Below are 24799 nucleotides of genomic sequence, written 5' to 3'. Positions count from 1 at the left end.
CGGAAAATGATGGTTAACGTACAAAATGCACGGCTTACTATCGGCAGAGATATTGCGGATCATTGCATTCATCCGTATATTTTCGGACATTTTATCGAGGATATCGATGATCATATGCCCGCGATGCTGGCGTATCCTCTAACAAATATGGATTTCGAAGAGGAGGATCATAATTTGGACGGCGTGTCCGGGCCTTGGTATCCGCTCAATTTCGGAAAGCATACGCAGTATGCCTTGGAGCCCCCGGCCCGATTTCATTCCGGCCATAGCCAGAAAATCAGGATATTCAATAAAGACCGCTGCGCGTCGGGAATCGGACAGCGGATGCAAGTCGACGGGAGTATTCCTTATGCCGTCAGGATGTATGTAAGAGCGACACGCGAATTAAACGCGGTGCACCTGAAGCTGGTCGACCGCGCGAACGGCGACATGCTGGGGGAACTGGAGCTTGAGGTAAACTCCCATAGCTGGAAGGAAGTTACCGGCCGGATAACGGCTTCCCGTTCCTGCGCTGCGGCCGAGCTGCAGGTGTGGGCCGTCCCTCTTCCGCCGGCCGCATGGGCCGATTCGACTTCGACCGGCGTGATCTGGTTCGATCATATTTCCCTTCTCCCCGAAGGGCAGACCGGACTGCTGAAGCGGGAAGTGTTCGAAATGGCCAAGGCGCTGAACGGCGGCATTCTGCGGCTGGGCGGAAACTATATCAGCTTGTATCACTGGGAGGAGTTTGTCGGTCCTGTGTACTTGCGCCCCAATTATGTCAACGAAGCTTGGGAGCAGGCAGGACAGGTGCATAAATATTTCGGCACCGACGAGTTCGTGGACTTATGCCGGCAGCTTGCCGCCGAACCGCAAATTTGCGTAAATATGGGCACCGGAACGGCAGAAGAAGCGGCCAGATGGGTCGAATACTGCAACGGAGACGCGAGCACCCCTATGGGAGCGCTCAGGGCGAGCCACGGGCATCCGGAGCCTTATCGGGTCAAATATTGGGAAGTGGGCAACGAGATGTACGGACCATGGCAGGCGGGCGTCTGCTCCGCGGAGACGTACGCGCAGCAATTCCTCACATTCGCGGCAGCGATGAAGGCCAAAGATCCGTCTATTGTGCTGCTCGGCTGCGGGACGGCGCGGGATTCGCTGGTTCCCGGCTGGAACCGCATCGTATTGGAAACAGCCGGTCATGCTATGGACTTCATTACGCTGCATATTTACCAGGGACAAAACTTTTTCCCTATCGATGCGGCAACGCCGGGAAGCGACCGGTTCAAAGCGATCGCCGCCTTCCCGGAAACGGCAAGATATTTGTTCGAAGAAATCGAATCGATCATTCAAGGCAGGGAAGATTTACGGCATCTGAAAATCGCGGTAACGGAATGGAACACGATGTATTTTCCGAATCCCGATATGCCGAACAATCATACGCTGGAGGCGGCCGTGGCGAATGCGTGCATGCTGAATGAAATGATTCGACAAAGCCATCTAGTGCATATAGCCAACTTTTCCGATCTGGTTAACGGGTGGGTCGGCGGCTGCATTCGGGTAGGGGATCATTACGAGCGTATGAAAAAGCCCGGCTGGAGCGGAAAAAACGACGTCATATTCGGAACGGCCACCTATCACTTGCTGCGCTTATACGCGAACCGTAATCTTCATCGCGTCGTGCAAACCCGGACGCAGTCCGGTACGTTTCATGCCGGTCCCTGCAAGCTGCCGATGGAGTGCGACAGTCTGCCGAATGTGGACACGGTTGCCTGCATCTCCGAAACGGGCGATCTCTTGACGGTTTTTGTCGTCAACCGGACGCTGGAGCCTACGGAGCTCGTCTGCGATCTGGGCGCATGGAAGCCGAAGGAAGAGGTACTTCTGCATACTCTGACGGGAGAACATTATGAGCGGTACAATACGGTATTCGAACCTTCCCTAATTACGGCCGAAGCGCAGCGCGTGCGAATAGACGGGTCTGTCTGGACCTATGAGCTGAGGCCTCATTCCGTGTACGTCTTGGAAGTGCCGCTCCAACAATCATCCTGAAATCGGATAATATTTCGAGGGATTGTGTAACGAAATAGCGATGGATTCCGCGCATACTGGAAGAAGCGGGGGCTAGAGGGGAAGACGGTGTTGACCGTGTGTTGACCGCGCTCCCCCATCCAAGTCGCAGCTTGGCTGACATCATGTCTAACCGGCATGGCGAGTGTTCCCTGGAATAAAAAAGCAGGAGGGCGGTCATGGGCTTGCATACAACCGTTCGCACCGGATCGGCGGAGCCGAGTTCGTGGTATGTGGACAAGCGGATATTTGGGAAGTTTTTTGAAATGAACGGGCGGGATACGTATCCCGGCATTATCGAGGATTGTATCGCCAACGGCTCGTTCGAGAACTGGTTTTCCAAAAGAAAAAAGGACGGCACCAACTTGCCGTGGATGATGCGGACCGAGATCATGTACAGAGATACGCCGCTGACGCCGGGGCTGGCCTATCCATGGGAGCCTGCAGGCAGCACGGACGGCGCTTTCGAGCAGCGTGACGGAGGGGTTCACGGCAAGCAGGGGCAGAAGCGGTTTCAGCGGGTCAAGATCGGCGAAGGAACGGGCAGGCAAGGGATTATGCAGCGCATTACGCTGGCCGATGAAAGAACGCTGGAATATTGTCTGCGATTTTATGCCAGAGCCTCAGGAGCGGTTACCCGCCTATATACGGCGATCGAGGATAAGGCGGGCGCTACATTTGCCGAGAGCAGCATCGTCTTGGGCGAGCAGTGGAAGCGCTATGAAGTCAAGCTGACATTGCCAAGGGCAACCGAGTTCCGCTATAAAGATTCTCCCTTCGGCGAATATAGACTGAGCTTGACGGCGGATGCGGATGGGCCGGGCTGGTTTGATCTGGATTGGGTTATGCTGGCGTCCGGCGATGCGGTAGAGGAAATCTACAACCCGACGACGATTGAGCTGCTCAAGCAGTATCGCGTCACCACCCTTCGATGGGGCGGCAATTACGCGAACGAGTACAATTGGAAAGACGGCATCGGCCCGTGGGAGCAGCGTTGCGTCCGGGACAACCAGAACTGGGGCGGGCTTGAGCCCAACTATTTCGGCACGAACGAGTTTCTTAGGTTTTGCCAGATCGTCGGGGCCGAGCCGCTTCTGAATGTAGGCTTCAGCTACGACCTGCCGCCGGAGCTGGCCGCGGACTGGGTGGAGTATGTTAACGGAGACGAGACGACGCCGATGGGCCGTTTGCGGGCGGAGCACGGTTATCCGGAGCCTTGGGGGGTCAAGCTGTGGCAGGTGGGCAATGAGAGCTACGGCGATTATCAATTCGGCTACACGAATTCGATCGATTTTTCCAGGAGGATTCAAACGTACTACTCCATGATGAAGCAGGTCGATCCCGGCATTACGATCATTATGGCCGGCGCGGACCCGATGTATGTGGACTATTCGGAAATTCCGGGAGAGCCGCCTATATGGAACCGGCGCATGTTTGAAACGGCCGGACCGGATTATATCGACGGACTCGATATTCATCAATATACGAGAGGGATTCGGGACGAGGGGCTGCGCCAAGACTGGCTTACCGCCAATCAAGCCGATCCCGTGTTTTACAATCAGGTGCTTGTGTCTTATCCGACGCAATATGAGGCGAATATTATCGAGCTGAAGAAACTGGCCGAGCGGCACGGCTTCAATCCGCTCATTCTCGAAATTGGGGAATGGAACCTCGAGCCGGAAACCGAGGGTGGCTGGCCCAAAGCGGAATATGAGACGATGGCTCACGCCTGCTATGTGTCTTCTATGCTCAATGCCTTTATTCGTCAAGGCGATGCCGTGAAATATGCCTATCAGAGGGATAACACGCTGTATTACCGGGCTTATCCGGTGGATATGCGGCCCGTGAACCCCGGGAACGACACCTCTCGGTTGTACGCGGAGCCGTTCCTACGAGAAGATACGCGTTGGCGGCATCTGCCTCTCGAGACGGAGGGCTCGGCCTTCGCGATGCCGCAAACCTGGGTGCGTATCCGGCCGATGGACGATGTGCCTCATGTCGATGCGGCCGCCGTCATTTCGGACCGGCAGGACGAAATCATCCTGTTTCTTGCCAATCGCGACATGCAGGATGCGCATACGGTCCGTCTTCAGGGAGACTGGGCTGGAGAGCAGACGGAAGCTTCGCTGCTGCTGCAATACAGCGACTCGCCTTTTCTCGTCCATGCGCAGTGGGATCGAAGAACCGGCTATCACTTAAACGAATCGGCGCTGGCGATAACGTCTGCCGGTTGTGCTGAATTCGTCATGCCGGCGGGTTCGGTCGCGAGATTGCATATGCGTTTGGAAGTCTGGTGAAAAAAGAGCGGAGGGGCCATTTGAATCTGGAAAAGCGTAAGCGTTCGCCTTTGAAAACGGATTCTCTCCGCAGAAAAACGAAAAAACAATCCAAAGAATCCGTTTTCAACAGCGATTGGAGGATCAAATGGACACCGCAGCGGACTTTTTCACCACACTTTTAGAAGCGCGGTGAAAAAGCGGCCGGATAGTCGGTAGAGAGTTGGAACAGCGTTAGCGTTCGCCTTTGAAAACGGATTTTCTCCATAGAAAAAAGCAATAACCATTCAAGGAATCTGGGAACAAGAGCGATCGGAAGATGCTCTCGCATGCGCATACGGCGTTTTTCATCACATTGTAAAGAAGGGAATGGATGTCCACTATGAAAAAAAGCTGCTGCATTAGCATGGCCGTACTGCTCGCGGTCAGCAGCCTCACGGCCTGCTCGACAAGCGGAAGTCCTTCGTCGCAAGCCGGGGGAGCCGGAGCGAAGGCTGATACCAACGCTGAACAAGAAACGATGAACATCTCGCTGATGGTTCCGCAATATGCGGAAATCGGGCCATCGAGCGATTCGGCGCTTGTGAAGAAACTGAACGAGAAACTGAATATCAAGCTGGATATCCAATGGGTTCCCGGCGCCAGCTACAATGATAAAATCAGTGTGCTTGCCGCATCGAACAGCCTGCCCGACGTATATCGGATCGCAACCCAGGATTATATGCAGTGGCGAGATAAAAACGTCTTCCTGGATGTCAAGCCGCTGCTGGGCCAATATCCGAATTTAACCAAGCATCTTCCCGAGGAAGCGTGGATGGAGCTGAATCCGAAAGATGCCTACTACGGCATCCCGTATTACGGTATTCCGCATCTGTTCTCGATGTCCATACGTAAAGATTGGCTGGACAAGCTGAATTTGAAGATGCCCGAGACGATCGACGACTTTTATCAGGTCGCCAAAGCCTTTGCGACGGAGGACCCGGACGGCAACGGCAAGGCGGACACGACAGGCTTCTCGATTCTCGTTAATTCGAACGGCACCTTCGGCAATGCCGCCTATTTGCAGGGGGCGTTCGGTTTGGGGAACGATTGGGCTTTGAAGGACGGTAAGCTTGTGGCGATGCAGGCTCAGAAGGAGGAGCTGAAAGCGTTCATCGGGTTTCTGCGCAAAGCTTACGCGGAAGGGGTTCTGGACAAAAACTTCCTCGTCATGAAGTCGGCGGACGCCCGCAACAAGCTGTGGAACGGCCAGTCGGGAATTCAGCTGGTCAATCCCAACGAGGTGATCCGCCTCGACATTCCGAATATGAAGAAAAATGCGCCGGGGGCCCAGCTCGTCCAGCTGCCTCCGCCGGCGGGTCCGAACGGGATCAGAGCTACTCAAACCGACGGAATGGGGCAAAACAAGGTCGTCATTAACAAAAATATCGACCCGAAGAAGCAGGAGCGCATCCTCAAGCTGCTTGATTATATGCTTTCCGACGAAGGGTACGATCTCATCAAGGAAGGCGTGGAAGGCGTCGACTATCAAAAGAAGGCGGACGGCGGCTTTGAGAAGCTGGAGACGAAGGAAACGGGAAGCTTGTTCTCGATCAACTTTTTCCGCCGCGCCGACAAAGGAATTCAGCTTCATAAGTATCATGACCAGGAGTACGTCAAGCAAGTGGAGCAGTGGCTGAACACCAACGATAAGTACGATTGGCCGAACTACGGACTGGGCCTCGAAGCGGAGACCGCGGCCTACAAGAAGCTGAACCTGACGACCTTAAATACGAAATGGATGTCCTCCATGGTGCGGGTCATTGCCGGAGACGCTCCTATCGAAGAAGTGGATAAAGCCGCGGACGAGTGGCTGAAAAACGGCGGCGAGCAATTGACCAAAGAAGTAAATGAAATTTATCAGCAGCGCAAATAAACTTGCGTTTGTCCGTTTCTAAAAAACGGAGGAGTACCTTTGCACGGATACCTTTGCTCATGGAGAGGAGATATGGCGTGAAGAACATTTACAAGTCCCATTTCCTTATTTTGTGTATGCTCGTATGGTCTATGGCTTGCGCCTTGCCGGTTCCGGCACATGCGGCCACCCCTTCAGCCACCATCGACATTGATACCGGATCGGTTATAAACTATAATCCCGATTTCAGGGGACTCAATAACGAGCCGGAGCGTACTCCCATCAAAATGAACGCCGTGGATTTCATTGACTCGGCGGTCGACTACGGGCGTATCGGTTTTATGAGATGGCCGGGTGGCACCCCGACGAACAGCTTTTCCTGGAAGCTGGGGGTAACGGATGCCGAGTTTAACGGACAGACGCAGAAGGAGCCTCGCCGTTATTACAATCAGCTCTACTCCCGGCGCTATCAGATGGCCAAGGGGGGCGAGCGCATCTCCGACTACGTGGAATTTTTGCAAAAGACAGGGGCCAAGGCTGTGATCATGGTCAATGTGCTGCAGTATAATCCGGAGCAGGCGCGCGATCTGGCCAAATATTTGAACGATAACCACGTTCCTGTCCTCTACTTCGAGCTCGGGAATGAGATTTCGTTCTACGTGCCGGAAAGCGGCAATCAGCAGGCGGCGTTCAAAACCGGCACGGACTATCTGGACCGCGCAAAAACGTTTAACGATGTGATCAAAAGCGCGTATCCCGGCGCCAAAACGGTAATCTCCATGAGCAATACGCAGGCGCAAAGCTTCGATGAAGACGTTTATCAATATCCCGACAAATATTGGGACGCCATCACAACCCATCGATTTCGCGGCAACGGTTCTACGCCCGCTGCGGCTATGACCGACGCCAACGGGTATTTGGATGACTGGAACGCGCTCATTGCCGATAACTATACTTCCCATCTGACCCAACCCCAAAATCTTTATAGGCGAGCACGGCGTTACGCTGGGCGGACTTCTCGATAATACCCAGTACGGAGGCATTTATGTCAGCGAGTCCGTTCTCCGTCTGGTCACCAATCCGAACATCGCCTATTTGGCCGGTTATCGCATGACGAACGGCGTGTTCACGCCTTCCGTCGATTACAGCATGCCGCTGGAGGACGCTTATCAGGACGGCGCGACGATCGATACGGCGGGCTTGGACATGGCTCCTTACTACAGCACGCCGGCCGCCTCGCTGAAGGTCATCGACGGAGCCATTAACCAGGGGACGACCGCCTGGGGAACGACGGTAACGGGCGGCGATACGGTGACCAAGACGGGCGGTACGATGCCTGCGCTCTTCGCCCAGGCGTTCAAGGGCGATAACGGCAAAAACTACGCGGTCATTACGAACAAATCGGCGAACGCGCATGATGTCGTTATTCGGCTGGACGGAAGCAATGTAACGGCGGCAATGACCAAAACGTATACGACCAGCGCGGACCCGCTGACGACTAATAGTCCGGATATCCCGGACGCCGTTGCCGTTCAAACGGAGCCGACGGCCAATCCCGTGCTCGTTCCGCCTTACAGCGTCGTTCGCGTAGAGTGGACGCGCAGCAGCCAACCGGCAGTTCCGAGGCCGACGCAGCTGATGAATACCGAAGCGGGAAATCAAACGGTCACCCTCAAATGGCAGCCGAGCTTGAACACCGCTGGATATAAAGTCAAATACGGCACCGCTTCCGGCAGCTATACGCATACCATCGATGCGGGCAACGCGTTAACGGCGAGCATTACAGGGCTTGCTAATAATGCAGCGTATTATTTTGCAGTGACCGCTTACAACGCTTCGGGCGAAAGCGCACTCTCCAATGAGACGAATACGACGTTAGCGAGCCCTGCGGCTCCGATGTCAAGGCGGGCTTATGCGGAGACAGCGGGCAATATCGCCGTCGAATGGCAAAGCGTCGCAGGGGCGACCGGCTATAAGGTCAAATACGGGACCGCCTCGGGCTCTTATACGAGCACCGTCGATGCGGGCAATAATGTGGGGCAGCTGATTACGGGCTTAACGCCGGGGACCGCATATTATTTTGCGGTTACCGCCTATAACGGCAGAGGAGAAAGCGCGGCATCTTCCGAGATGACGGCGACGGCTGCCGGCATACTTCCGCTTGCGCCGTATGACGCAAGGATAACAAGCGAGGGCTCGACGTCCATCTCCATGAGCTGGACTCCGGCGCGCGCCGAGACGTATCACGAATATTTCGAGGACGGGGAAGCCAACCAGTGGACGCAAAATAAAGGAACGTGGTCCGTGGTCACGGACAGCGGACGGAATGCTAATTTTTACCAGTCGCCGCTGGAAGGAACGGGTCTGACCATATTCAGCAGCAGCGCAACCGGAAATTATGAAGGCGAAGCGATGGCGGAGCAAGTTGCCGCAGCCTCCGGAAAAGCTGCCTATGCCTACGGGGTCGTTGCCAGATATGTTGACGATAACAATTATTACAAATTTGTTTACAATATTAACGAAGACAGGTTTAAAATCGTGAAGGTCCAAAACGGCGCGGAGACGGTGCTGGCCGGCAAAACGCGAGCCCAAGTATTGGCGGACGTCAAAGCCAAATCGGTGGACTTGTCGAAGCTGCTTATGTATATACGCGTCGAAGGAAACACGATTGAATGCTCGCTGAATCAGTTGGGCCCGATTCTGAAGGTGACGGATAATACGTTCCCCAGCGGCAAATTCGGGCTGTATTCGCTGAATGTGAAGACGAACTACAATTGGACGCGCATTTACCGAAACAATGCGGTCAGCTATACCGTGTACCGCAGCACCAGGACGCACACGGACTTTACCGTACTGCAAAGCGGAATTACCGGGACTTCGTATACGGACAATAGCGCGGCAGCCGGCACGACCTACTACTACCGGGTGACATCGCAAAATGCCAACGGTTCCAGTTATCATCATTCGAATACGTTAAGAAAAAATTGAGCATCGCTGCAGGGCGCTTCTTCGGAGGCGTCCTGTTTTTGTCTGGCGGCTAGTCGTTACAAGCGGGCATAGTATTGGCTTAAAGAATCGATAATTTCTGCGCAGTAAGCCGATTCTTCCTCTGTATTTTTGTCCTCGCCGTCTTCATCCTTCTGAATTTGCTCGAAGCGTTGGACAAGCGCATCGGTAACGAATTCGGCGCTGACGCCGTAATGCTTAATAATGGCAAATAAATCGTCCAGATTTTTATGGTTTTCTATAATTTCAGATAAGTGGCTCATAGGTTCTTCTGTTCTCCTTTAACTTTTCATGTTCGTTTAATGTCATTAGTGTTCGCGCCGCTACCCCGTTTTATGTGTTGAGAAGAATACTCCGTTTCCTTTGCGACCATGCTATGACTGATGACGTTGATAAAGGAGGACAATCGTAATGGCAAGAAGAAATAGGAACCGGCTGGTCGTGCCGAACGCCTCTGCGGGTATGGAGCAGTTCAAGGGCGAAGTCATGCGCAGACAAGGCTATGAAGTAAATATGAACAGACCGGATGATGTAAAGTACGAGGTTGCGCGCTCGCTCGGCATTCCGCTGGAAGCTCAAGGCGGCAACGGGCAGCTGTCGACGGAGCAAGCAGGCAAGATCGGCGGACAAATCGGGGGAAGCATGGTGAAGGAAATGATCCGCATGGCTCAGCAAAAGCTGGCCGAGCAGCAAAAATAATCGAGGCACGATTGGTTGGATGCCCGGTTTGGTCCGGATCAAGTTCATCGCAAGAGAAGGCAGCTTGAATAAGCCCGGAGGCATCTCCGGGCTTTGTCGTTGTTTAGGAAATGATGCGCAGCCATTTCCTGTGGATATCCGGGGGCTCCCCCGAAAGTAATGTCTACCCATAGAACGATCCCAGAGGCGAAGTGGGCGTTTTTTACCATCCTCTTAGAGCTGTTTGGAGACGTTCAGCAGTTCCGGCAAGGTGACGAGCTTGTAGCCCCGTGACTGAAGCGACTCGATGATGGTAGGCAGAGCGGCAACGGTGCCCGATAAATTTTGGCGAGGGCCGCCGCCGGAATGCTGAAGAACGATAGAGCCGGATGCGGCATGGCTCAATATGTTGTCGGTTACTTGCTCCTGGCTGAGCTGCTTCCAGTCTTTGGAGTCTACGTTCCAGTTGACGATAACGTAATTGTTTTTGGAAGCCCACAGCAGCTGGGATTCCAATATTTCCCCGTAAGGCGGACGAATCAGCCGCGGGGTGTAGCCGATCGCGTTTTTTACGATGATTTGCGTTTTGGCGATTTGCGATTGAAACTGCTCGACGGAGAGCTTCGTTAGTAAAGCATGGTTGTACGTATGGTTTCCTACGACATGTCCTTCCTTGTGCATTCGCTTTATTACCGCCGGATGTTTTTCCGCAAGGCGGCCAACGACGAAGAACGTCGCCCGAACATCGTATTTTTCAATATGTCGAGCACCTGCAGCGTATATTTGGTATCCGGCGCATCGTCGAACGTAAGTGCGATCTGTTTGCTTTTCGAAGATCCCTTAAGCAGCAATAGATCGGGATATTTCTGAACGAGCTGAGCCAACGTCAGCCGTTTGGCGGCCGTGCTTTTTTTGGTGGCGGTGGACGCCGACTTTTCTTTGGCAGCGGCTACCGGCTTTTTATCGGTTTGACGTACAGGTGCAGGTGCGGGAGATGCCTGCGTTTGCTCCGGAGGCTTCGCGGCCGAGGAGTCCTGTTGTCCCTGCTGCGAAGAATCGGAGACCGTAAGCTTGGGCATTTGCAGAGGAGCCTGGTCGGCAGGATCGGGCCGCACCGCTTTGGCAATATCTTGCTCTGTAAGGGCAGGGAACATAAGGTCGTCGGCAGAACGCGTCTCCCCTTGCCGGTTTTGCGTATGTAACGCCGGATTCGGCGCATTGTTGGACTGTGCGGGATGCTGCTCGCAACCCGAGATGCTAAAAACGGCAATAGACAGAAAAAGGGCCGTTTGCCGTAAAGACGGTTTCATGCGCTCTCCCCCTTGAACTATAGATAACCATTAGTCTTTGTGGAGGAGCGCAAGATTATCCTTCGCGGAAAAATAATTTCGGTTTCAGACGCTTTCCGCGATCATTTTGACGGCGACGGCAAAGAACGTAATCCGCAGCACCCAGAGCAGCGCTTTACCGCTTAATTTGCCGGCGATTTTGGCGCCTAGCCAGCCGCCGACCAAAGCGCTTGGAGCAAGGCCAAGAACCATCCAGCCGTCGATTTCGCCCAGACTTAGATGGGTTACGGAGCCCATGATGGACGATAAAAAAATGACGAACATGGACGTAGCCGTCGCGACATGGGCAGGGTAACGGAACAAAATCACCATGGCGGGCACGAAGAGCGAGCCTCCGCCGATGCCGAACAGCCCGGAAATAAAGCCGACGATCAGTCCGATGGCGAGCGCTGGAACGATCCCGTAGCCGTATTCATGCCGCTTTCCTTGAGCGTCCGTAAAAGTTCTTTGGATGCTCCAGTTCACTTGCAGCGGCTTGATGTAGTCTCTTGCCACGAGCAGCGACGCCATCACCAGCATAAATAAGCCGAAGATGAGCTGAAACGATTGGGCGTTAACGAGCTGGGTCGTATAGGAGCCGAGCATAGCTCCCGGGCCGCAAGTAATGAAATACAGCCAGCCGCTCCGGAAATCGACTCTTTTTTGCTTATAAAAAGTAATCGTGGAGGAAAACGCGGTGAAGATTAGCACGGCAAGCGAGGTGCCTACGGCAGTAGCAACGGATATATGCTGGCCGATGAACCAAGGTCCCAAATAAACGAGCGCAGGGACGATGATGACGCCGCCGCCTAAACCGACTAGACTGCCGAATGTAGCCGATAGCAAGCCGACAGCGGTATAAAAAAAGAACGACATAAAAAATAGACCTTCTTCCCTGGAGATGTCATGGACATTTTACCATATAGGGGAAGAAGATCACTAGAAGCGCGGTGAAAAAGCGCGGGCTTTACAGAGAAGCTACCGCAATCGGTTTATTGGGCAAGTAATGAATGGAGCGGATGAAGCGTACGGTTTTCGTCTTGGCCCTCATGACGATGGAATGCGTTTCTGCGCGCTGGTTGCCCAAATACTGCACGCCGCCCAGAAATTCGCCGGGAGTGATGCCTGTGGCGGCGAAGATGACATCTTCGGTACCGACCATATCCTCCATGGAAAGCACTTTGTGCGGGTCCAAAATACCCATCTGCAGGCAGCGGTTATATTCTTCGTCATTGGACGGCATCAGTCGTCCTTGAAGCTCGCCTTCAAGGCAGGACAGCGCCGCGGCCGCCAGCACGCCTTCGGGAGCGCCGCCGGAACCGACGTACAGATCGATGCCGGATTCCGACAAAGCCGGCGCCATGGCCCCGGCTACATCGCCATCGCTGAGCAGCTTGATGCGGACCCCGACGCGGCGAAGCGTGCCGATCATATCCTGATGCCGATCGCGGTCGAGGATCATGACGGTCAAATTGCTGAGCGGCTTATCCAAACCATGGGCAGCCTTCTGAAGCGTGATCTCCAGAGGATCGCTCAGCGAGAGCTTGCCGGCAAGCGCCGGTCCTACGGCGAGCTTCTCCATGTACATATCCGGTGCATGCAGAAGGCAGCCTTTGTTGGCTATGGCGATAACGGCGAGAGCGTTGTTTAGCCCCTTGGCCACAAGCTCCGTCCCTTCCAGAGGATCTACGGCTACGTCTACTTCGGGCCCTTGCCCGTTGCCCACCTGCTCGCCGATATACAGCATGGGAGCCTCGTCCATCTCGCCTTCGCCGATCACGACGGTTCCCTGTACGGATACCGAATCGAACATTGTTCTCATCGCGGATGTGGCGGCTCCGTCGGCTTGAATTTTGTCGCCTCGCCCCATCCATTGTGCGGCGGACAATGCAGCCAACTCCGTAACTCTAACGATTTCCAGCGCCAGTTCTCTTTCCATCTCTACTTTTCCCCCCGGTATCCGAATATTTCGTGATTATGTGTTGTTTATTGATCAAATAGGATACAATGATTACTGAATATAGTATAATAATTAAGGAATAAATGTGCAATATATTTTATAAAAACAGGTCACTATCATGTCAAAAGTATGAATATAACGCCTTTAAAAGTAGGATGCGGTCAATTGAAAGGCCGAATTTCCGTTTAGAAGGGACGGTCTATTTGAAGGCGGCAAGCTATTATGGATTCAAGTTAGCCGCAATATTTGATACAATGCAGATAATCGTTAATGTTCGATACGATACGGACAGGGAGGTTATGGACATCGAACTGACTGCCAGACAATTACAAATTGTGGAATTTGTCAAACAACATGCCCCGATTACAGGGGAACAGATCGCAGAAATGCTCGGCTTAAGCCGTCCGACGCTTCGTTCGGATTTGGCTCTTCTCGTGATGCTTGGATACATTGACGCCAAGCCCAAAGTAGGGTATTCCCCCGGATCGGCGATGTCGACCGGAAGCCAGGCTTCCCGCCGATTGCAGGGGCTTAAAGTGAAAGATGTGCAGTCGATGCCGGTCATTGTGCGGGAGAACGCTTCGGTGCACGATGCGGTAGTAACGCTTTTTATGGAAAATGTAGGAAGCCTGATGGTGGTGGATGAAGAAAGCTGCTTATCCGGCGTCATTTCCCGTAAGGATTTGCTGAAATTTACGCTGGGCAATACGGCGGCGGCTTCGATGCCGGTCAGCATGGTCATGACCAGGGAGCCCAATGTCATTCATGTGCAGCCGGAGGATACGGTCATCGATGCGGCGCGCAAAATGATACATCATCAGGTCGACAGTCTACCGGTTGTCGTTCGCTCCAAGCATAATACGGCGAACGGAAGGCCGCGCTGGGATATTGTAGGCCGGGTGACGAAGACGATCATGACGCAGATTTTATTGGAGCTGGCAACGGAGCCGTAAGCTGCGGCAGGGGATAAAAGGTTAATGAGCAAATAAAGGAGAAGAGCCGGATGATGAAAGACGAGCAGCAATATCAAATAACGATTTGTTCGGATTCGGTTGGGGAGACGGCCGAGGCGGTAGTAAAAGCGACGATGCGCCAGTTCGATGCGCAGCAGGTCAAAACGAAACGAATCGGTCATATCAAGCATGAGGATGAGATCCGGGCGATTATGGAGGAAGCGGCGAAACGGGGCGGATTCGTAGCCTATACGCTCGTGCAGCCGGAGCTGCGGGAGATGATGAGAGAGGAAGCGATCCGCCTGGGCGTACGCGCGGTCGATATTATGGGGCCGATGATGCAGGCGTTTATCGATACTTTCAACGATTCGCCGAAGCGCAAGCCCGGATTGCTTCATGAGATGGATGAAGATTATTTCAAAAGGGTGGAAGCGATCGAATTCGCCGTAAAATGCGACGACGGACGCGACACGAGCTCGCTGTTAAAAGCGGATATCGTGCTTATCGGGGTTTCGCGGACTTCGAAGACGCCTCTCAGCATTTTTTTGGCGCATAAGGGAATGAAGGTGGCGAACCTGCCGCTTGTGCCCGAGGTCAAGCCTCCGAAAGAGCTGTTTATGCTCCCGGGCAACCGGATCGTCGGTCTTATTATGGATGCGGACAAACTGCTCAAAATCCGCACCGAACGGTTAAGGGCGGTCGGTTTGCCGTTCGGCGCCAAGTACGCGGCTATGGAGCGGATCGTCGAGGAGCTGGATTATGCGCAGAAGCTGATGAAGCAGGTCGGTTGTCCGATCATTAACGTGACGGATAAGGCAATTGAGGAAACAGCGGGCATTATTATGGGATATATACAGTAGTCTTACGGGAAAAACACACGGCATGCGGTCCGTTCCGGCGGATTTGCATGCTTGTTTGTCGTGGCGTAAAACGCGGGATTTATAGGGCGCGCTTATGCTACAATACTAATAAAAATATCCGGCTGATCGACAAAGAGCATATACCGGTTGCCCTAAAGCTGCGGTCGTTACACAAGGCAATCAAGGCTATATCGATGGTGGTAAGAGCTTATCCCTGTTCGGGCGCACGAGCCCGCGGCGTCCGCTGTTCCCCGGGTTCTTGAGGCTTAGCACGTCTGTTGCGTATGCAAGCAACCAAATACAGCACGGACGGAACGATCAATTGCAACGTTATGTAAAAAAAGACCAGCGATGACGACAGCATCGCATTAAGCTGTTCCGCATTGGGGGCGACCCATTTGCTGTTCAGCGCGATCAGGAAGCCGACCGTAAACACCAGAGGCCGGTAGTCTGCGAGTTTCAGCCAATCGGCAATCATGATGACAAGCACATAATAGACGACGGATATTTTAATGAACATGCCGAGCACCCAGAAAGCCATGGCGAGAGCTTCCAGATGTTCCAGAAAATCGGCCAGGCTGACATAGCGCGCTCCCATCATGACCGGGTAGCTTTCGTCGGCGGTTAGCTTGCCCAATAAAAAAAGAGCGACAATGTTGGTTATAACCATCGACATCATGACGATCAGTACGGAAATGCTGCTCCATTTCATAATCTTGCCGCGGTCTTGCCGGGCGACGAAAGGAATCAGAATGACAAGATCGATATACTCGCTGTACCAGGTCAATGTCGGAACGGCTCCAAGCAAGGACGGTTTGAGTCCATACTCAAACATCGGGAACATGTTATGCGGATCGAAATCGGGTATTAGCAGCAGAAAAATGAAAAACAAAATGATCATGGCGATCGGAACGAAAATGAGCGCGCAGCGGGCTAAAACCTCGATGCCGCTTCGCACAGCCAGCGCGCTGATAAATACCATACTGAACGTTACCACTTGCATCGGCGTCTTATTTAAAAAAGCGCCCATTATAAATTCGCCGTATTCTCTAACGATAATGCCGTCATTAATAAAATAAGAGAATATTAGGATCAAACCAAGCAGTTTACCGGGGATTCGGCTAATAATGCGTTCGCTGTATTGAATCAGGTTTTGCCCGGGATAAAATTGAAACAGCTTATACGAAACATACACTATGAATAGCCCGGTAACGCACGCCAAAATCGGAGAACACCATAAATCCCGGCCCGCATATTTGGCGGCGACGGAAGGCAGTACGAGAATTGCCGTAGCTACTACCGTAGGAATCATCATGACGGCCAATTGAAAGGCGGAGATTTTACCTTTATCGATCATTTAGGAGACATCTCCTATTCTTCGTTCTTGTATTTTATTGTATCCTTGACGGCAAAGCGTTAAACAGCGAGCGGGTCCAATCATATTGGTCTACCGGCGGGAGGAAAGGATGAGATGAACGCAATGCAACTATTGTCGCTTAATGTCGGCAAGCCGATCGTGATCGATTATAACGGCAAGCCTGTGGAGACGGGAATATATAAGCAGCCGACGGAACACGCCGTCTATTTGTCCGCTGTGCAGCTGGAAGGAGACGGTCAAGCGGATAGGGTCAACCATGGAGGCGAGGACAAGGCGGTGTGCGTATACAGCGCCGGCCGTTACGGCTACTGGAGAGAGCGGCTGAATTTGGAGCTGCCTTACGGCGCCTTCGGGGAAAATTTTACGGTATCGGGAATGCTGGAGCAGGAGGTGCATATCGGGGATATATTCCAATTGGGAGAAACCGTTGTACAGATTAGTCAGCCGCGGCAGCCCTGTTTCAAATTGGGTAAGAAACATAATGAGCCTACATTGCCGATGCAGGTGCAGGAAACCGGCTATTCGGGATATTATTTCCGGGTGCTTGAAACGGGATATGTTCAGCAGGGACAGAGTTTTAAGCTGGTGCAGCGCGATGCTGCGGGAATCAGCATTGCGGAAGCGAATCGGGTGAAGTATCGTGATAAGCGCGATTGGGATGCCATAAATGCACTGCTCTCCGTAGAGGCGCTTTCGGACAGCTGGCGCGCTTCGCTGCAAAAACGGTTGGATGAACGGGACAAGCAAGGTTAGATCAAGCTAAAGAAGGGGAAGCAAGCATGACGACAGGCATATACGAAGGTCTTACGGGCGTCCTGTTGGCCGGAGGGCGAAACCGGCGGATGGGCGGGAAGATGAAGGCGCTGCTGCCCTTGAACGGGCAACTGTTCGTAGAGCGGCAGCTGGCAGAGCTCGGGGCGCTGTGCAGCGAGATTTTGATTGTGGCGAACGAGCCCGCACAATTGGAGCCGCTGCTGCCCGGCTACGGTCCGCCGACGCGGATCATTCCCGATCTGCATCCGGGCTGCGGGCCGCTCGCCGGGCTGCAGGCGGCGATGGCGCAGGCATCCGGCAAGCTGCTGTGGGTCGTCGCTTGCGATATGCCTTATGTCTCCGCAGCCGCCGCCGGAGCGATGGCGGAGCTGCTTGCGGACGGCGCGGAGGCTGCGGATGCGATCGTACCGCAGCTTGCCGGGAAGCTGCAGCCGCTGCATGCGCTGTATCGCGCGCGCTGCCGTTTCGTTGTGGACGCTCTGCTGGCAGAGCGGCAGTATAAAGTAATGGAGCTGCTGAGCAGGATCAGCTGCAAGACGGCGGACGAGCATTTCTTCGCAGCGAGGGGGATTGCGGCCGACTTTGCCGTCAACGTCAATGAGCCCGCAGACTACGAGAAGCTAATTCCATAACGAGAGCAAGGCGAAGCCCTGCGCTGCGCAGAATGTCGCAAATAGGAGGATAAGACCGATGTCCAGATTCAGGTTCCAGCGCACAACGATTCAGGTTGAAGAGGCTCAGCGGGCCATATTGGAGCACATACGCTTACAGCGCACGGAATGGGTCGATCTGGAGGACAGCTTCGGGCGCAGGCTGGCAGCGCCGGTGGCGGCGGACCATCCGGTGCCGCATTTTCGCCGGTCGGGCGTGGACGGCTATGCGGTTCGCTGTGCCGACACCGCAGCGGCGTCTCCCGAGCGTCCTGCCGTGCTTGAAGTTGTCGAGTGCGTCGCGTCCGGGACGCTTCCCCTCCGCCGCGTCGGTCCGGGTCAAGCCGCCCGCATTATGACGGGGGCCGTCGTGCCGGAAGGGGCCGATGCGGTCGTGATGCTGGAGATGACCGCGCCGGCGGAGCGGGAAGGGGCGGTGTGCATCCGCCGGAGGATGGCGGATGGAGACAATATTACCGCAATCGGGCAAGAGACGCCCTGCGGGGACATTCTGCTCATGCCCGGCAGAATCATTGAAGCGGGTGAGGCGGCTATATTGGCCGCGTTCGGCTACGCGCGCGTTCCCGTGTACTGCAAGCCAAGGGTAGCTATCTGCTCGACCGGCTCCGAGCTGCTAGCCGTCGGTTCGCCGCTGGAACCGGGGAAAATCCGCAACAGCAACGGCTATATGCTGGCTGCTCAGGTTAGAGCCGCTGGAGGGGAGCCGGTGATTATGCCGGCGCTGCCCGACGAACCGGAGCTGGTCGAGAAAGAGCTGCTCGCTCTCATGGACCGGTTCGACTGCGTCGTAACGAGCGGGGGCGTGTCCGTGGGTGACAAGGACGTGATGGCGAGCGTATTCGAACGATGGGAAGGCCGCCTCCTGTTTAACAAGGTAGCCATGCGGCCGGGAAGCCCTACATCCGCGGGCGTATGGCAGGGCAAGCTGCTTTTCGCGCTTTCGGGCAATCCCGGCGCCTGCTTCGTCGGCTTCGAGCTGTTCGCAAGGCCATTTTTGCGCGGGCTTCTGGGACATCCCTCGCCGCTGCCTAAGGAGGCGAAGGCGAGCTTGGTCGCCGATTATTCCAAAGGCTCGGCCTATCCGCGATACGTAAGAGGCAAACTCGAGACGACAGACGACGGCAAGCTGCAGGCAAAGCCCGCCGGTGCGGATAAATCGAGCATAATGGTATCGATCAAAGATGCCGAATGCCTGATTCTGATCCCTGCCGGAGGGCGCGGCGCGGCTGCCGGACAGCTTGTCTGCGTTCTGCTGCTGCAGGAAACGAAATAAGCACGGTATGAAAGAACCCCCCGCTAACAGCGAACGCTTTAGCGGGGGGATTAAATTAGCTATTAATATAAGAAGCCGCGAGAAACAATAACCAGCAAAATGAACAATACAAGGATCACGCCTGTGCTTGTAAAAACTCCGCCTACACCGCTCATTTGAAATCCCCCTTTCAGAAGACATACTATATCATATGTCAGGGAGATGAATGCTGATTGGACTTAAGCCTCTTTTTTAGGAGAAAAACTGTTGTCCTTACGGGAAATACAACGATCCGTTCGGCTGGGGGAAAGCATTAATAAGTGGCGCCTCCTTGAAGAAAACGGTTTTCCCATTGCGTTCCTGCGATAGAATCGATCCGGACGCCGCCGGAAGTCTGGGAGTAGGTGTGCAGTATTTTACCGTCCCCCAAATAAATCGCCACATGAGTAACAGTCTCCTTGCTTCTGTCAATTCCTGCGTAATCGGCCGCCGAGTAGCCCTTGTACGACATAAAGAACATCAGATCCCCCTTGTTCAGCTTATGCCAATCCGCTGTCGTTTTGCCGATCGATTTCACGTAATCCGCCTGGCTGCGCGAGTCTCCCGGAAGCTGCTGGCCGATACCGTCCAAATAGGCTTGCCGGACAAAATCGGAGCAGTCAAACGTCGAGGTGTCCGAACGGCTGGAGCCGAACTCGTATGGAGTGCCCAAATAATTCATTCCCGCGGCAATGACGCGGTCAGCCGCCACGGCGTGATCCAATTTTTTGTAGGGTTCTACGTACGTCGTGGATATGTATTTGGAGCTGGTGCTGACGTAGCCTGTCACCCCGTTTTGATCCTGCACGTTGTACCAATAATCGTTCACTTTATTAATGATGAGAACTTTTTCGCCGCTTTGCAAGTACCGTATCCGGCTGGCATCGGCGTTCGGTTCGGTTCGGAAGGAGACGGAGCTTACGATCGTCGCATTAGGAGGCGAGGGCAGAACCGGCTCCTGCTGATCTCCGTTGTCCCCGAAGGCGGTATCGATGTACTGCGCATTGGTGCTGACATAACCGACTTTTTGGTCTTTATCCTCTATTTTGTACCAATAATCGTTCACTTTCTCCAAAACTAATACAAGCTCTCCCTTTTGCAAATACCGCATGCGGGCTGCATCGGTGGAAGGCCCCGTGCGAAACGATACGCTGCTGAGCACAATCCCGTTAGGCTTGTCGGCGGCTGCTGCGGTTTTCAACCGGACGTATGTCGACGAGGAAGATACATAGCCGGTGACGCCTTTGGAGTCTTTGACCTGAAGCCAGCTGCTGTTCACGGTTTGCATCACTTCGAGCGTTTCCCCAGGCTGCAGATAACGAATGCGCTTTCCGGATGTCGAAGGCTGATCGCGGAAGTTGACGGTTTGAACGATCTCTGCCGTCTGTGCGGGGGCGGAAGAAGCCAAGGCTTGCAGCGGGATGACGGTTAAAGAGATGGCGGTGCCAAGAAACAGGGCGAGCAGCTTTTTGTTCATGAGGTGACCTCCGTGTTCGGATGATAGATTTTATCGAAGCAGACCTTTCCTTGACTCTCAGAATCTGCCTCCTGAGGGGATCATAACATAGCCTTTTTCAATAATTGAGTTGTAAAATATGGCATATCCCGGCGGCGGATGTCGATGCGATGGGTATTTAGGTTCATATGAAAAAGGTCTTACGGCGGATGCGAAATAAAAGCTTCGGTCTATTTTATTGGTTTCCGAACCATGGATTAACGGAAAGCCGCCTTATATCCAAAACAGGCAGGGCGGGCGAACAAAAAATCAGGTCTGAAGACATGGTCGAAACTTGCGGATTAACCGCGAGAAATGCAGAATATACGTTCTTATTTTTGAGTTTTGGAATTTCATGGGATATATAAGGAAAAATGCCTATTAACTTGTATGAAGTTTTCTTTCATAATGTTAAATAATAGAGGAAAATATGTTTCAGATTTTTGCGGGATAGGCAGGATTACTTATCTTCTAAAGCTAATATGTATTAGGTACTCGGTGGAATGGTGCGTTTCTCCGGAGCGTGATTGATTGCATGAACTTATCTTTGTTACGTAGGGAGGCGTGCTTGACGTTTGAATCATTTGCTATTGAATGTGCTGATTATTTGGGCATGCATTTTTTTGTATCAAATGTTGTGGCTGGAGCGGATGAATCGCGACTCGAAGCGCGATAAAATCGTGTTCACGGTAATTATAGCTGTTGGAATAGCGGCTTGCATGTCGTTTCCGATCTGTTATTTTCCCGAGTATCCGTTCGATCTGCGCGGAGTTTTGCTGATGATCGGAAGCTTATACGGCGGGCTTAACGCCGGCGTCGTTCTGGCGCTGTTTACTATAACGGTCAGAATGGTCCAAGGGATGGGCGGCTTATGGACGATGATTCTCGTCGTGCTGCTTGCTTGCGTCTTGATTTCGCTCTTTATTCGATATTATTCCCGCTTAAAGATGAGCGGAAGGCTGATCGCCGGGGCGGCTCTTGCCGGTGGAAGCGGCGTGCTCACTATCGCCATGGTTTCCGCGTTACGGCAAAACGACGCCTATTTATGGAGCTATCCATTATTCGGTCACGTTATTATGTTCGGTTTATTGCACGCGGGTTCAGCATATATCAGCATTTATTTCATCGAGAAAATGAAGGAAAATGCGCAGATGCGGGCGGAAATCAGGCAGCGGGAGAAGATGGACATGCTGGGGGAGCTGGCCGCTTCCGTCGCTCACGAAATCCGCAATCCGATGACGGTCGTGCGCGGGTTCATGCAGCTTATGAACGGGCATAGCTTTGCGCTGAAACGATTTAACGAATACGCTCCGATGATTATTGAGGAGCTGGATCGAGCCGAGTCGATTCTGAGCGATTATCTGTCGTTCGCCAAGCCGCAGGAAACGGCCTGGGAGCGGATTGATTTGTCAGGTCAGCTATCGCATGCGGTACATACGGTCACTCCTTATGCTCATATGAATCAGGTAGAAATCCAGACGTATTGGCAAACTTCGCTGTCGATTATTTATGACCGCAAAAAGTTCGGGCAGTTAATTGTCAACCTGTTAAAAAACGGGATCGAAGCTATGCCTGACGGAGGGATGCTGGACGTGGAGCTGTACCGGGAGGAAGGACATGCCGTCATTCGGATTTTGGACAAAGGGATCGGGATGACGGAGGAGGAGCTCGGGCGGCTAGGCTCGTTATTCTATTCCACCAAAACGAAAGGGACCGGGATCGGCATCATGATATGTTATAAAATAATTGAGGCGGCAGGCGGGACGATCCGCTTCGACAGCAAAAAGCTCGAAGGAACGACCGTCACGATCCGGCTGCCGCTAGCGACGGAACTAAGCAGGGAGGAACTACAATGAAAACATACGAAATCCGCAATATTCCGCGGGAACAATTTGCCGACAGCTTGGCCTTGTCTGAATTTGCCTTTCAATACGAAATTCCGCCCGAGGAGCGGGAGAACAGGATGGCGCTGCTGAAGGAGCGGGAGTGCTGGGGGGCATTCGTCGGCGGAAAGCTGGCGGCCCGCATGACGATTCACGGGCTGCATACGTGGATTCTAGGGCGTCGTATGGCTATGGGAGGCGTCGCTTCCGTTGCGACATGGCCCGAATACCGCCGCGGCGGTATGGTAGCGTCGCTGCTGGGCAATGCGCTGAAGGTGATGCGCGAGGAAGGCCAGGCCGTTTCGTTTCTGCACCCGTTTCAATTTGCGTTCTACCGCAAATACGGCTGGGAGACGTACACGGAAACGAAGAAGTACGAAATTCCGACGGAGCTGCTGCCCAAACTGCCGCCGCAGCCCGGACGCGTGGAGCGGACGGCTTGGGACGAAGCTCTGATCGCTCCGCTCTATACGGCATATGCCAGGCGCTATAACGGCACGCTCGACCGCGACGCATCGTGGTGGAAGAACCGGATTGTGGCGAATAAAAAAGGCGTCTTCGCCGTCTACTATGACAGCGAAGGCGAGCCTTCGGGGTATGTGCACTACATGGTCAGAGAGCGGCATTGCAGAATTCACGAGCTTGTCTATCTTCATCAGGAAGCGTGGAAGGGACTGTGGAAATTTATTGCCGATCACGACTCGATGATCGATAAAGTGACTTGGAGCGCGCCCGCCGACGACAGATTGACATTCCAACTGGACAACCCGCGCGTCAAGCAGGAGATCCAGCCATATTTCATGGCGAGGATCGTGGATGTGAAGCAGTTCGTGAAGCAGTACCCGTTCGCTCCTATAGGCGGAGACGGCGCCCGTATGCGGCTGCAGATAAGCGATGCGCAGGCCGGATGGAACGACGGCGAATTTCTGCTGCAAGTTTCCGCGGACGGGCAGGCGGAAGCCGTCAAGCTTCCCGCAGGGGAATCGGCGGCCGGTCTGCCGGCCGCCAGTTGCGGTATCGGCACGCTTGCCGCGATGCTGACAGGCTACCAACGGCCGTCCTATTTGCGCGAAATAGGACGGCTCGATGGAGACGAAGAAGCCGCCTTCCTGCTGGAGCGGCTTATCCCGGTGCGGTCGACGTATTTGCCGGATTTTTTCTAAAAGCGCGGCGCAGGGCTACTTCATATAAACCTGCAGCCCGTGCTGCTGCAGGAACAGATCTGGTTTTTCCGGACAATCGAATACGTACGGCTTGCCCTCACTGCTGAATACGAGCAGGTGAGGGCTTTCTTTTTCCTGCGGGTCGACGAATAAGTAGATCTCCGCGGCTTGAAAGGAAAGCCATTTGTGGCTGACCGGCAGCGGGGGATCGAGCGGAATATGGACGACGATGCCCGTTTCGGCCTCGATGCGCGACCGCTCGGAGAGCCGCCGAACCGCTCTGAGCCAATGGTCCGCCTGTTCTCTGAAGGCGGGAGAGTTGGGCAGGGTCGCTACGACCTGTTCCTTCTGGACGTCAAATACTTGAATCGGAGCTTGCGAAGCGGCGCTTGCGGCGTTCGGAGCGAGCGGGAAGCCCATCGTTAATGCCGCGAAGCATAAACATAAGGCCAAGCCCCGACGGAGCCGGCGCAAAATACGGATAGTCAGGCGTTTCACGGTATGTATTCTCCTATTCTTTCAACGATTGATTCGCGGAGCTAGAAGGACGCCTATCACCCGCGGGTCTAGCCGTAGTATGGTCCAACCGGGCGCTTTTCATCCCCGGCGGATGGCGGTATGCCGGCCTTGAGGCTTTGTACGGCGCAGCATTTGACTAAGGTCTATCCGCCTACTCGACTTTGGTCTAGGTTTAAAAACCGCCGCAGGTCCGTTTTGGAAAAACGCTAAACCACCTAAAATAAAGACATGAACGAACGACATCACAACGAAAGGCGGTGAATACATAAATGAGACTGAATCGACACAGCGGACTGGCGCTTCTCTTGATCTTCTTCGGAGCCCTCATCTTACTGAACAAGTTTGGCTTTCATACCGGACATGTTATGAGTTACGTGTTTCCGGTGGCCATTGCCGGATTAGGTTGGTTGGGTATCAAAAACGGACGCTCCGTAATCGGTTGGATCTTGCTCGTATTCGGAGGGTTGTTGCTTCTTGGCAAATTGTCCGGATTGATCGCAATTGCCGTTGCCATCGGATTTATCTGCTACGGCGTCACTTTGCTGAAAAATAAATCGGGCGGCGCTTATTAAGTTGAATGACCGGGTTGTCAATGCCCGCACAGAATGTAACGAAATA

Annotated in this window: 23 protein-coding genes; 14 read left to right on the top strand and 9 right to left on the bottom strand. The window is 53.7% G+C overall.

Features of this window, described 5'->3' with window-relative positions:
• Positions 1 to 6 precede the first annotated feature (6 nt).
• The 5 genes from N0M98_RS16605 (at position 7) to N0M98_RS16585 (ending at position 9210) form a co-directional block, all read left to right on the top strand.
• The gene (locus N0M98_RS16605; RefSeq protein ID WP_259618590.1) at positions 7 to 2034 is read left to right on the top strand and encodes an alpha-L-arabinofuranosidase family protein; all 2028 of its coding nucleotides are present in this window, start codon (positions 7 to 9) and stop codon (positions 2032 to 2034) included.
• Positions 2035 to 2231: 197 nt separating this feature from the next.
• The gene (locus N0M98_RS16600) at positions 2232 to 4349 is read left to right on the top strand and encodes an alpha-L-arabinofuranosidase family protein (RefSeq protein WP_259618589.1); all 2118 of its coding nucleotides are present in this window, start codon (positions 2232 to 2234) and stop codon (positions 4347 to 4349) included.
• Positions 4350 to 4701: 352 nt separating this feature from the next.
• Complete coding sequence (locus N0M98_RS16595) at positions 4702 to 6243, top strand: extracellular solute-binding protein (protein WP_259618588.1); 1542 nt, start codon at positions 4702 to 4704, stop codon at positions 6241 to 6243.
• Between the two features lie 77 nt (positions 6244 to 6320).
• A complete protein-coding gene (locus N0M98_RS16590; protein ID WP_259618587.1) occupies positions 6321 to 7247 on the top strand; it encodes a hypothetical protein in 927 nt (308 codons plus the stop codon).
• Between the two features lie 85 nt (positions 7248 to 7332).
• Positions 7333 to 9210 carry a fibronectin type III domain-containing protein gene (locus N0M98_RS16585; protein WP_259618586.1) on the top strand — a complete coding sequence of 626 codons (1878 nt, stop codon included), beginning with the start codon at positions 7333 to 7335 and terminating at the stop codon, positions 9208 to 9210.
• Positions 9211 to 9266: 56 nt separating this feature from the next.
• On the opposite strand, the gene N0M98_RS16580 is transcribed toward N0M98_RS16585, so the two are convergent.
• Entirely contained in the window at positions 9267 to 9491 is a 225-nt protein-coding gene (locus tag N0M98_RS16580; RefSeq protein ID WP_249865631.1) for a hypothetical protein, read from the bottom strand.
• A 148-nt stretch (positions 9492 to 9639) separates the two neighbouring features.
• Between N0M98_RS16580 and N0M98_RS16575 the strand changes: the two genes are divergently transcribed.
• Positions 9640 to 9927, top strand: a complete 288-nt coding sequence (locus tag N0M98_RS16575; protein WP_249865630.1) for an alpha/beta-type small acid-soluble spore protein — start codon at positions 9640 to 9642, stop codon at positions 9925 to 9927.
• A gap of 213 nt (positions 9928 to 10140) precedes the next feature.
• Here N0M98_RS16575 and N0M98_RS16570 read toward each other — a convergent pair whose 3' ends face one another.
• The 4 genes from N0M98_RS16570 to glpX form a co-directional block, all read right to left on the bottom strand.
• Entirely contained in the window at positions 10141 to 10665 is a 525-nt protein-coding gene (locus tag N0M98_RS16570; protein WP_259618594.1) for a polysaccharide deacetylase family protein, read from the bottom strand.
• Positions 10596 to 11216, bottom strand: coding sequence for a hypothetical protein (locus N0M98_RS16565; protein WP_259618585.1), 621 nt, complete (start codon positions 11214 to 11216; stop codon positions 10596 to 10598). The genes N0M98_RS16570 and N0M98_RS16565 overlap by 70 nt, the downstream gene beginning before the upstream one ends.
• An 84-nt stretch (positions 11217 to 11300) precedes the next feature.
• A complete protein-coding gene (locus N0M98_RS16560; protein WP_259618584.1) occupies positions 11301 to 12110 on the bottom strand; it encodes a sulfite exporter TauE/SafE family protein in 810 nt (269 codons plus the stop codon).
• A 91-nt stretch (positions 12111 to 12201) separates the two neighbouring features.
• A complete protein-coding gene (glpX, locus tag N0M98_RS16555) occupies positions 12202 to 13173 on the bottom strand; it encodes a class II fructose-bisphosphatase (protein ID WP_249865627.1) in 972 nt (323 codons plus the stop codon).
• A 320-nt stretch (positions 13174 to 13493) separates the two neighbouring features.
• Between glpX and ccpN the strand changes: the two genes are divergently transcribed.
• Together ccpN and N0M98_RS16545 are read left to right on the top strand one after the other, a co-directional pair.
• Entirely contained in the window at positions 13494 to 14147 is a 654-nt protein-coding gene (gene ccpN / locus N0M98_RS16550; RefSeq protein WP_249865626.1) for a transcriptional regulator CcpN, read from the top strand.
• 53 nt (positions 14148 to 14200) lie between these two features.
• Complete coding sequence (locus tag N0M98_RS16545) at positions 14201 to 15007, top strand: pyruvate, water dikinase regulatory protein (protein WP_249866295.1); 807 nt, start codon at positions 14201 to 14203, stop codon at positions 15005 to 15007.
• Between the two features lie 208 nt (positions 15008 to 15215).
• Here the strand turns inward: N0M98_RS16545 and N0M98_RS16540 are convergent, their stop codons facing one another.
• The gene (locus N0M98_RS16540) at positions 15216 to 16364 is read right to left on the bottom strand and encodes a GerAB/ArcD/ProY family transporter (protein WP_249865625.1); all 1149 of its coding nucleotides are present in this window, start codon (positions 16362 to 16364) and stop codon (positions 15216 to 15218) included.
• 114 nt (positions 16365 to 16478) lie between these two features.
• On the opposite strand from N0M98_RS16540, the gene N0M98_RS16535 reads away from it, so the two are divergent.
• Genes N0M98_RS16535 through N0M98_RS16525 form a run of 3 tightly spaced genes read left to right on the top strand, consistent with a single transcriptional unit; the run spans position 16479 to position 19103 of the window.
• On the top strand, positions 16479 to 17138 hold the full coding sequence (locus N0M98_RS16535) for an MOSC domain-containing protein (protein WP_259618583.1): 660 nt from the start codon (positions 16479 to 16481) through the stop codon (positions 17136 to 17138).
• 26 nt (positions 17139 to 17164) lie between these two features.
• Positions 17165 to 17791, top strand: coding sequence for a molybdenum cofactor guanylyltransferase (gene mobA, locus N0M98_RS16530; RefSeq protein WP_249865624.1), 627 nt, complete (start codon positions 17165 to 17167; stop codon positions 17789 to 17791).
• Positions 17792 to 17849: 58 nt separating this feature from the next.
• Positions 17850 to 19103 (top strand): molybdopterin molybdotransferase MoeA, encoded by a 1254-nt coding sequence (locus N0M98_RS16525; RefSeq protein WP_259618582.1) that lies wholly within the window; start codon positions 17850 to 17852, stop codon positions 19101 to 19103.
• Positions 19104 to 19165: 62 nt separating this feature from the next.
• Here the strand turns inward: N0M98_RS16525 and N0M98_RS16520 are convergent, their stop codons facing one another.
• Entirely contained in the window at positions 19166 to 19258 is a 93-nt protein-coding gene (locus tag N0M98_RS16520; protein WP_249865622.1) for a YjcZ family sporulation protein, read from the bottom strand.
• 137 nt (positions 19259 to 19395) lie between these two features.
• On the bottom strand, positions 19396 to 20598 hold the full coding sequence (locus tag N0M98_RS16515) for a C40 family peptidase (protein WP_249865621.1): 1203 nt from the start codon (positions 20596 to 20598) through the stop codon (positions 19396 to 19398).
• A 593-nt stretch (positions 20599 to 21191) separates the two neighbouring features.
• Between N0M98_RS16515 and N0M98_RS16510 the strand changes: the two genes are divergently transcribed.
• A complete protein-coding gene (locus tag N0M98_RS16510) occupies positions 21192 to 22472 on the top strand; it encodes an ATP-binding protein (RefSeq protein ID WP_249865620.1) in 1281 nt (426 codons plus the stop codon).
• Entirely contained in the window at positions 22469 to 23662 is a 1194-nt protein-coding gene (locus tag N0M98_RS16505; RefSeq protein WP_249865619.1) for a GNAT family N-acetyltransferase, read from the top strand. The genes N0M98_RS16510 and N0M98_RS16505 overlap by 4 nt, the downstream gene beginning before the upstream one ends.
• A gap of 15 nt (positions 23663 to 23677) precedes the next feature.
• Here the strand turns inward: N0M98_RS16505 and N0M98_RS16500 are convergent, their stop codons facing one another.
• On the bottom strand, positions 23678 to 24160 hold the full coding sequence (locus tag N0M98_RS16500; protein ID WP_249865618.1) for a hypothetical protein: 483 nt from the start codon (positions 24158 to 24160) through the stop codon (positions 23678 to 23680).
• A gap of 290 nt (positions 24161 to 24450) precedes the next feature.
• Here N0M98_RS16500 and N0M98_RS16495 point away from each other — a divergent pair, with 290 nt between their 5' ends.
• Positions 24451 to 24753, top strand: a complete 303-nt coding sequence (locus tag N0M98_RS16495) for a LiaF transmembrane domain-containing protein (protein WP_249865617.1) — start codon at positions 24451 to 24453, stop codon at positions 24751 to 24753.
• Positions 24754 to 24799 lie beyond the last annotated feature (46 nt).

Source organism: Paenibacillus doosanensis, from assembly GCF_025060755.1.
In the GTDB taxonomy this organism is placed as follows: Bacteria; Bacillota; Bacilli; order Paenibacillales; family NBRC-103111; genus Paenibacillus_S; species Paenibacillus_S doosanensis.
Note: the sequence above shows the minus strand (reverse complement) of the source record. Positions and strands in the feature narration are given on the sequence as shown.

Bases quoted from the DNA above. Each gene is read 5' to 3' on its own strand.
- N0M98_RS16605 (WP_259618590.1), top strand. From the start codon at position 7: ATGATGGTTAACGTACAAAATGCACGGCTTACTATCGGCAGAGATATT.
- N0M98_RS16600 (WP_259618589.1), top strand. From the start codon at position 2,232: ATGGGCTTGCATACAACCGTTCGCACCGGATCGGCGGAGCCGAGTTCG.
- N0M98_RS16595 (WP_259618588.1), top strand. From the start codon at position 4,702: ATGTCCACTATGAAAAAAAGCTGCTGCATTAGCATGGCCGTACTGCTC.
- N0M98_RS16585 (WP_259618586.1), top strand. From the start codon at position 7,333: ATGACGAACGGCGTGTTCACGCCTTCCGTCGATTACAGCATGCCGCTG.
- N0M98_RS16580 (WP_249865631.1), bottom strand. From the start codon at position 9,491: ATGAGCCACTTATCTGAAATTATAGAAAACCATAAAAATCTGGACGAT.
- N0M98_RS16575 (WP_249865630.1), top strand. From the start codon at position 9,640: ATGGCAAGAAGAAATAGGAACCGGCTGGTCGTGCCGAACGCCTCTGCG.
- N0M98_RS16565 (WP_259618585.1), bottom strand. From the start codon at position 11,216: ATGAAACCGTCTTTACGGCAAACGGCCCTTTTTCTGTCTATTGCCGTT.
- N0M98_RS16560 (WP_259618584.1), bottom strand. From the start codon at position 12,110: ATGTCGTTCTTTTTTTATACCGCTGTCGGCTTGCTATCGGCTACATTC.
- glpX (WP_249865627.1), bottom strand. From the start codon at position 13,173: ATGGAAAGAGAACTGGCGCTGGAAATCGTTAGAGTTACGGAGTTGGCT.
- ccpN (WP_249865626.1), top strand. From the start codon at position 13,494: ATGGACATCGAACTGACTGCCAGACAATTACAAATTGTGGAATTTGTC.
- N0M98_RS16545 (WP_249866295.1), top strand. From the start codon at position 14,201: ATGAAAGACGAGCAGCAATATCAAATAACGATTTGTTCGGATTCGGTT.
- N0M98_RS16540 (WP_249865625.1), bottom strand. From the start codon at position 16,364: ATGATCGATAAAGGTAAAATCTCCGCCTTTCAATTGGCCGTCATGATG.
- N0M98_RS16535 (WP_259618583.1), top strand. From the start codon at position 16,479: ATGAACGCAATGCAACTATTGTCGCTTAATGTCGGCAAGCCGATCGTG.
- mobA (WP_249865624.1), top strand. From the start codon at position 17,165: ATGACGACAGGCATATACGAAGGTCTTACGGGCGTCCTGTTGGCCGGA.
- N0M98_RS16525 (WP_259618582.1), top strand. From the start codon at position 17,850: ATGTCCAGATTCAGGTTCCAGCGCACAACGATTCAGGTTGAAGAGGCT.
- N0M98_RS16520 (WP_249865622.1), bottom strand. From the start codon at position 19,258: ATGAGCGGTGTAGGCGGAGTTTTTACAAGCACAGGCGTGATCCTTGTA.
- N0M98_RS16515 (WP_249865621.1), bottom strand. From the start codon at position 20,598: ATGAACAAAAAGCTGCTCGCCCTGTTTCTTGGCACCGCCATCTCTTTA.
- N0M98_RS16505 (WP_249865619.1), top strand. From the start codon at position 22,469: ATGAAAACATACGAAATCCGCAATATTCCGCGGGAACAATTTGCCGAC.
- N0M98_RS16495 (WP_249865617.1), top strand. From the start codon at position 24,451: ATGAGACTGAATCGACACAGCGGACTGGCGCTTCTCTTGATCTTCTTC.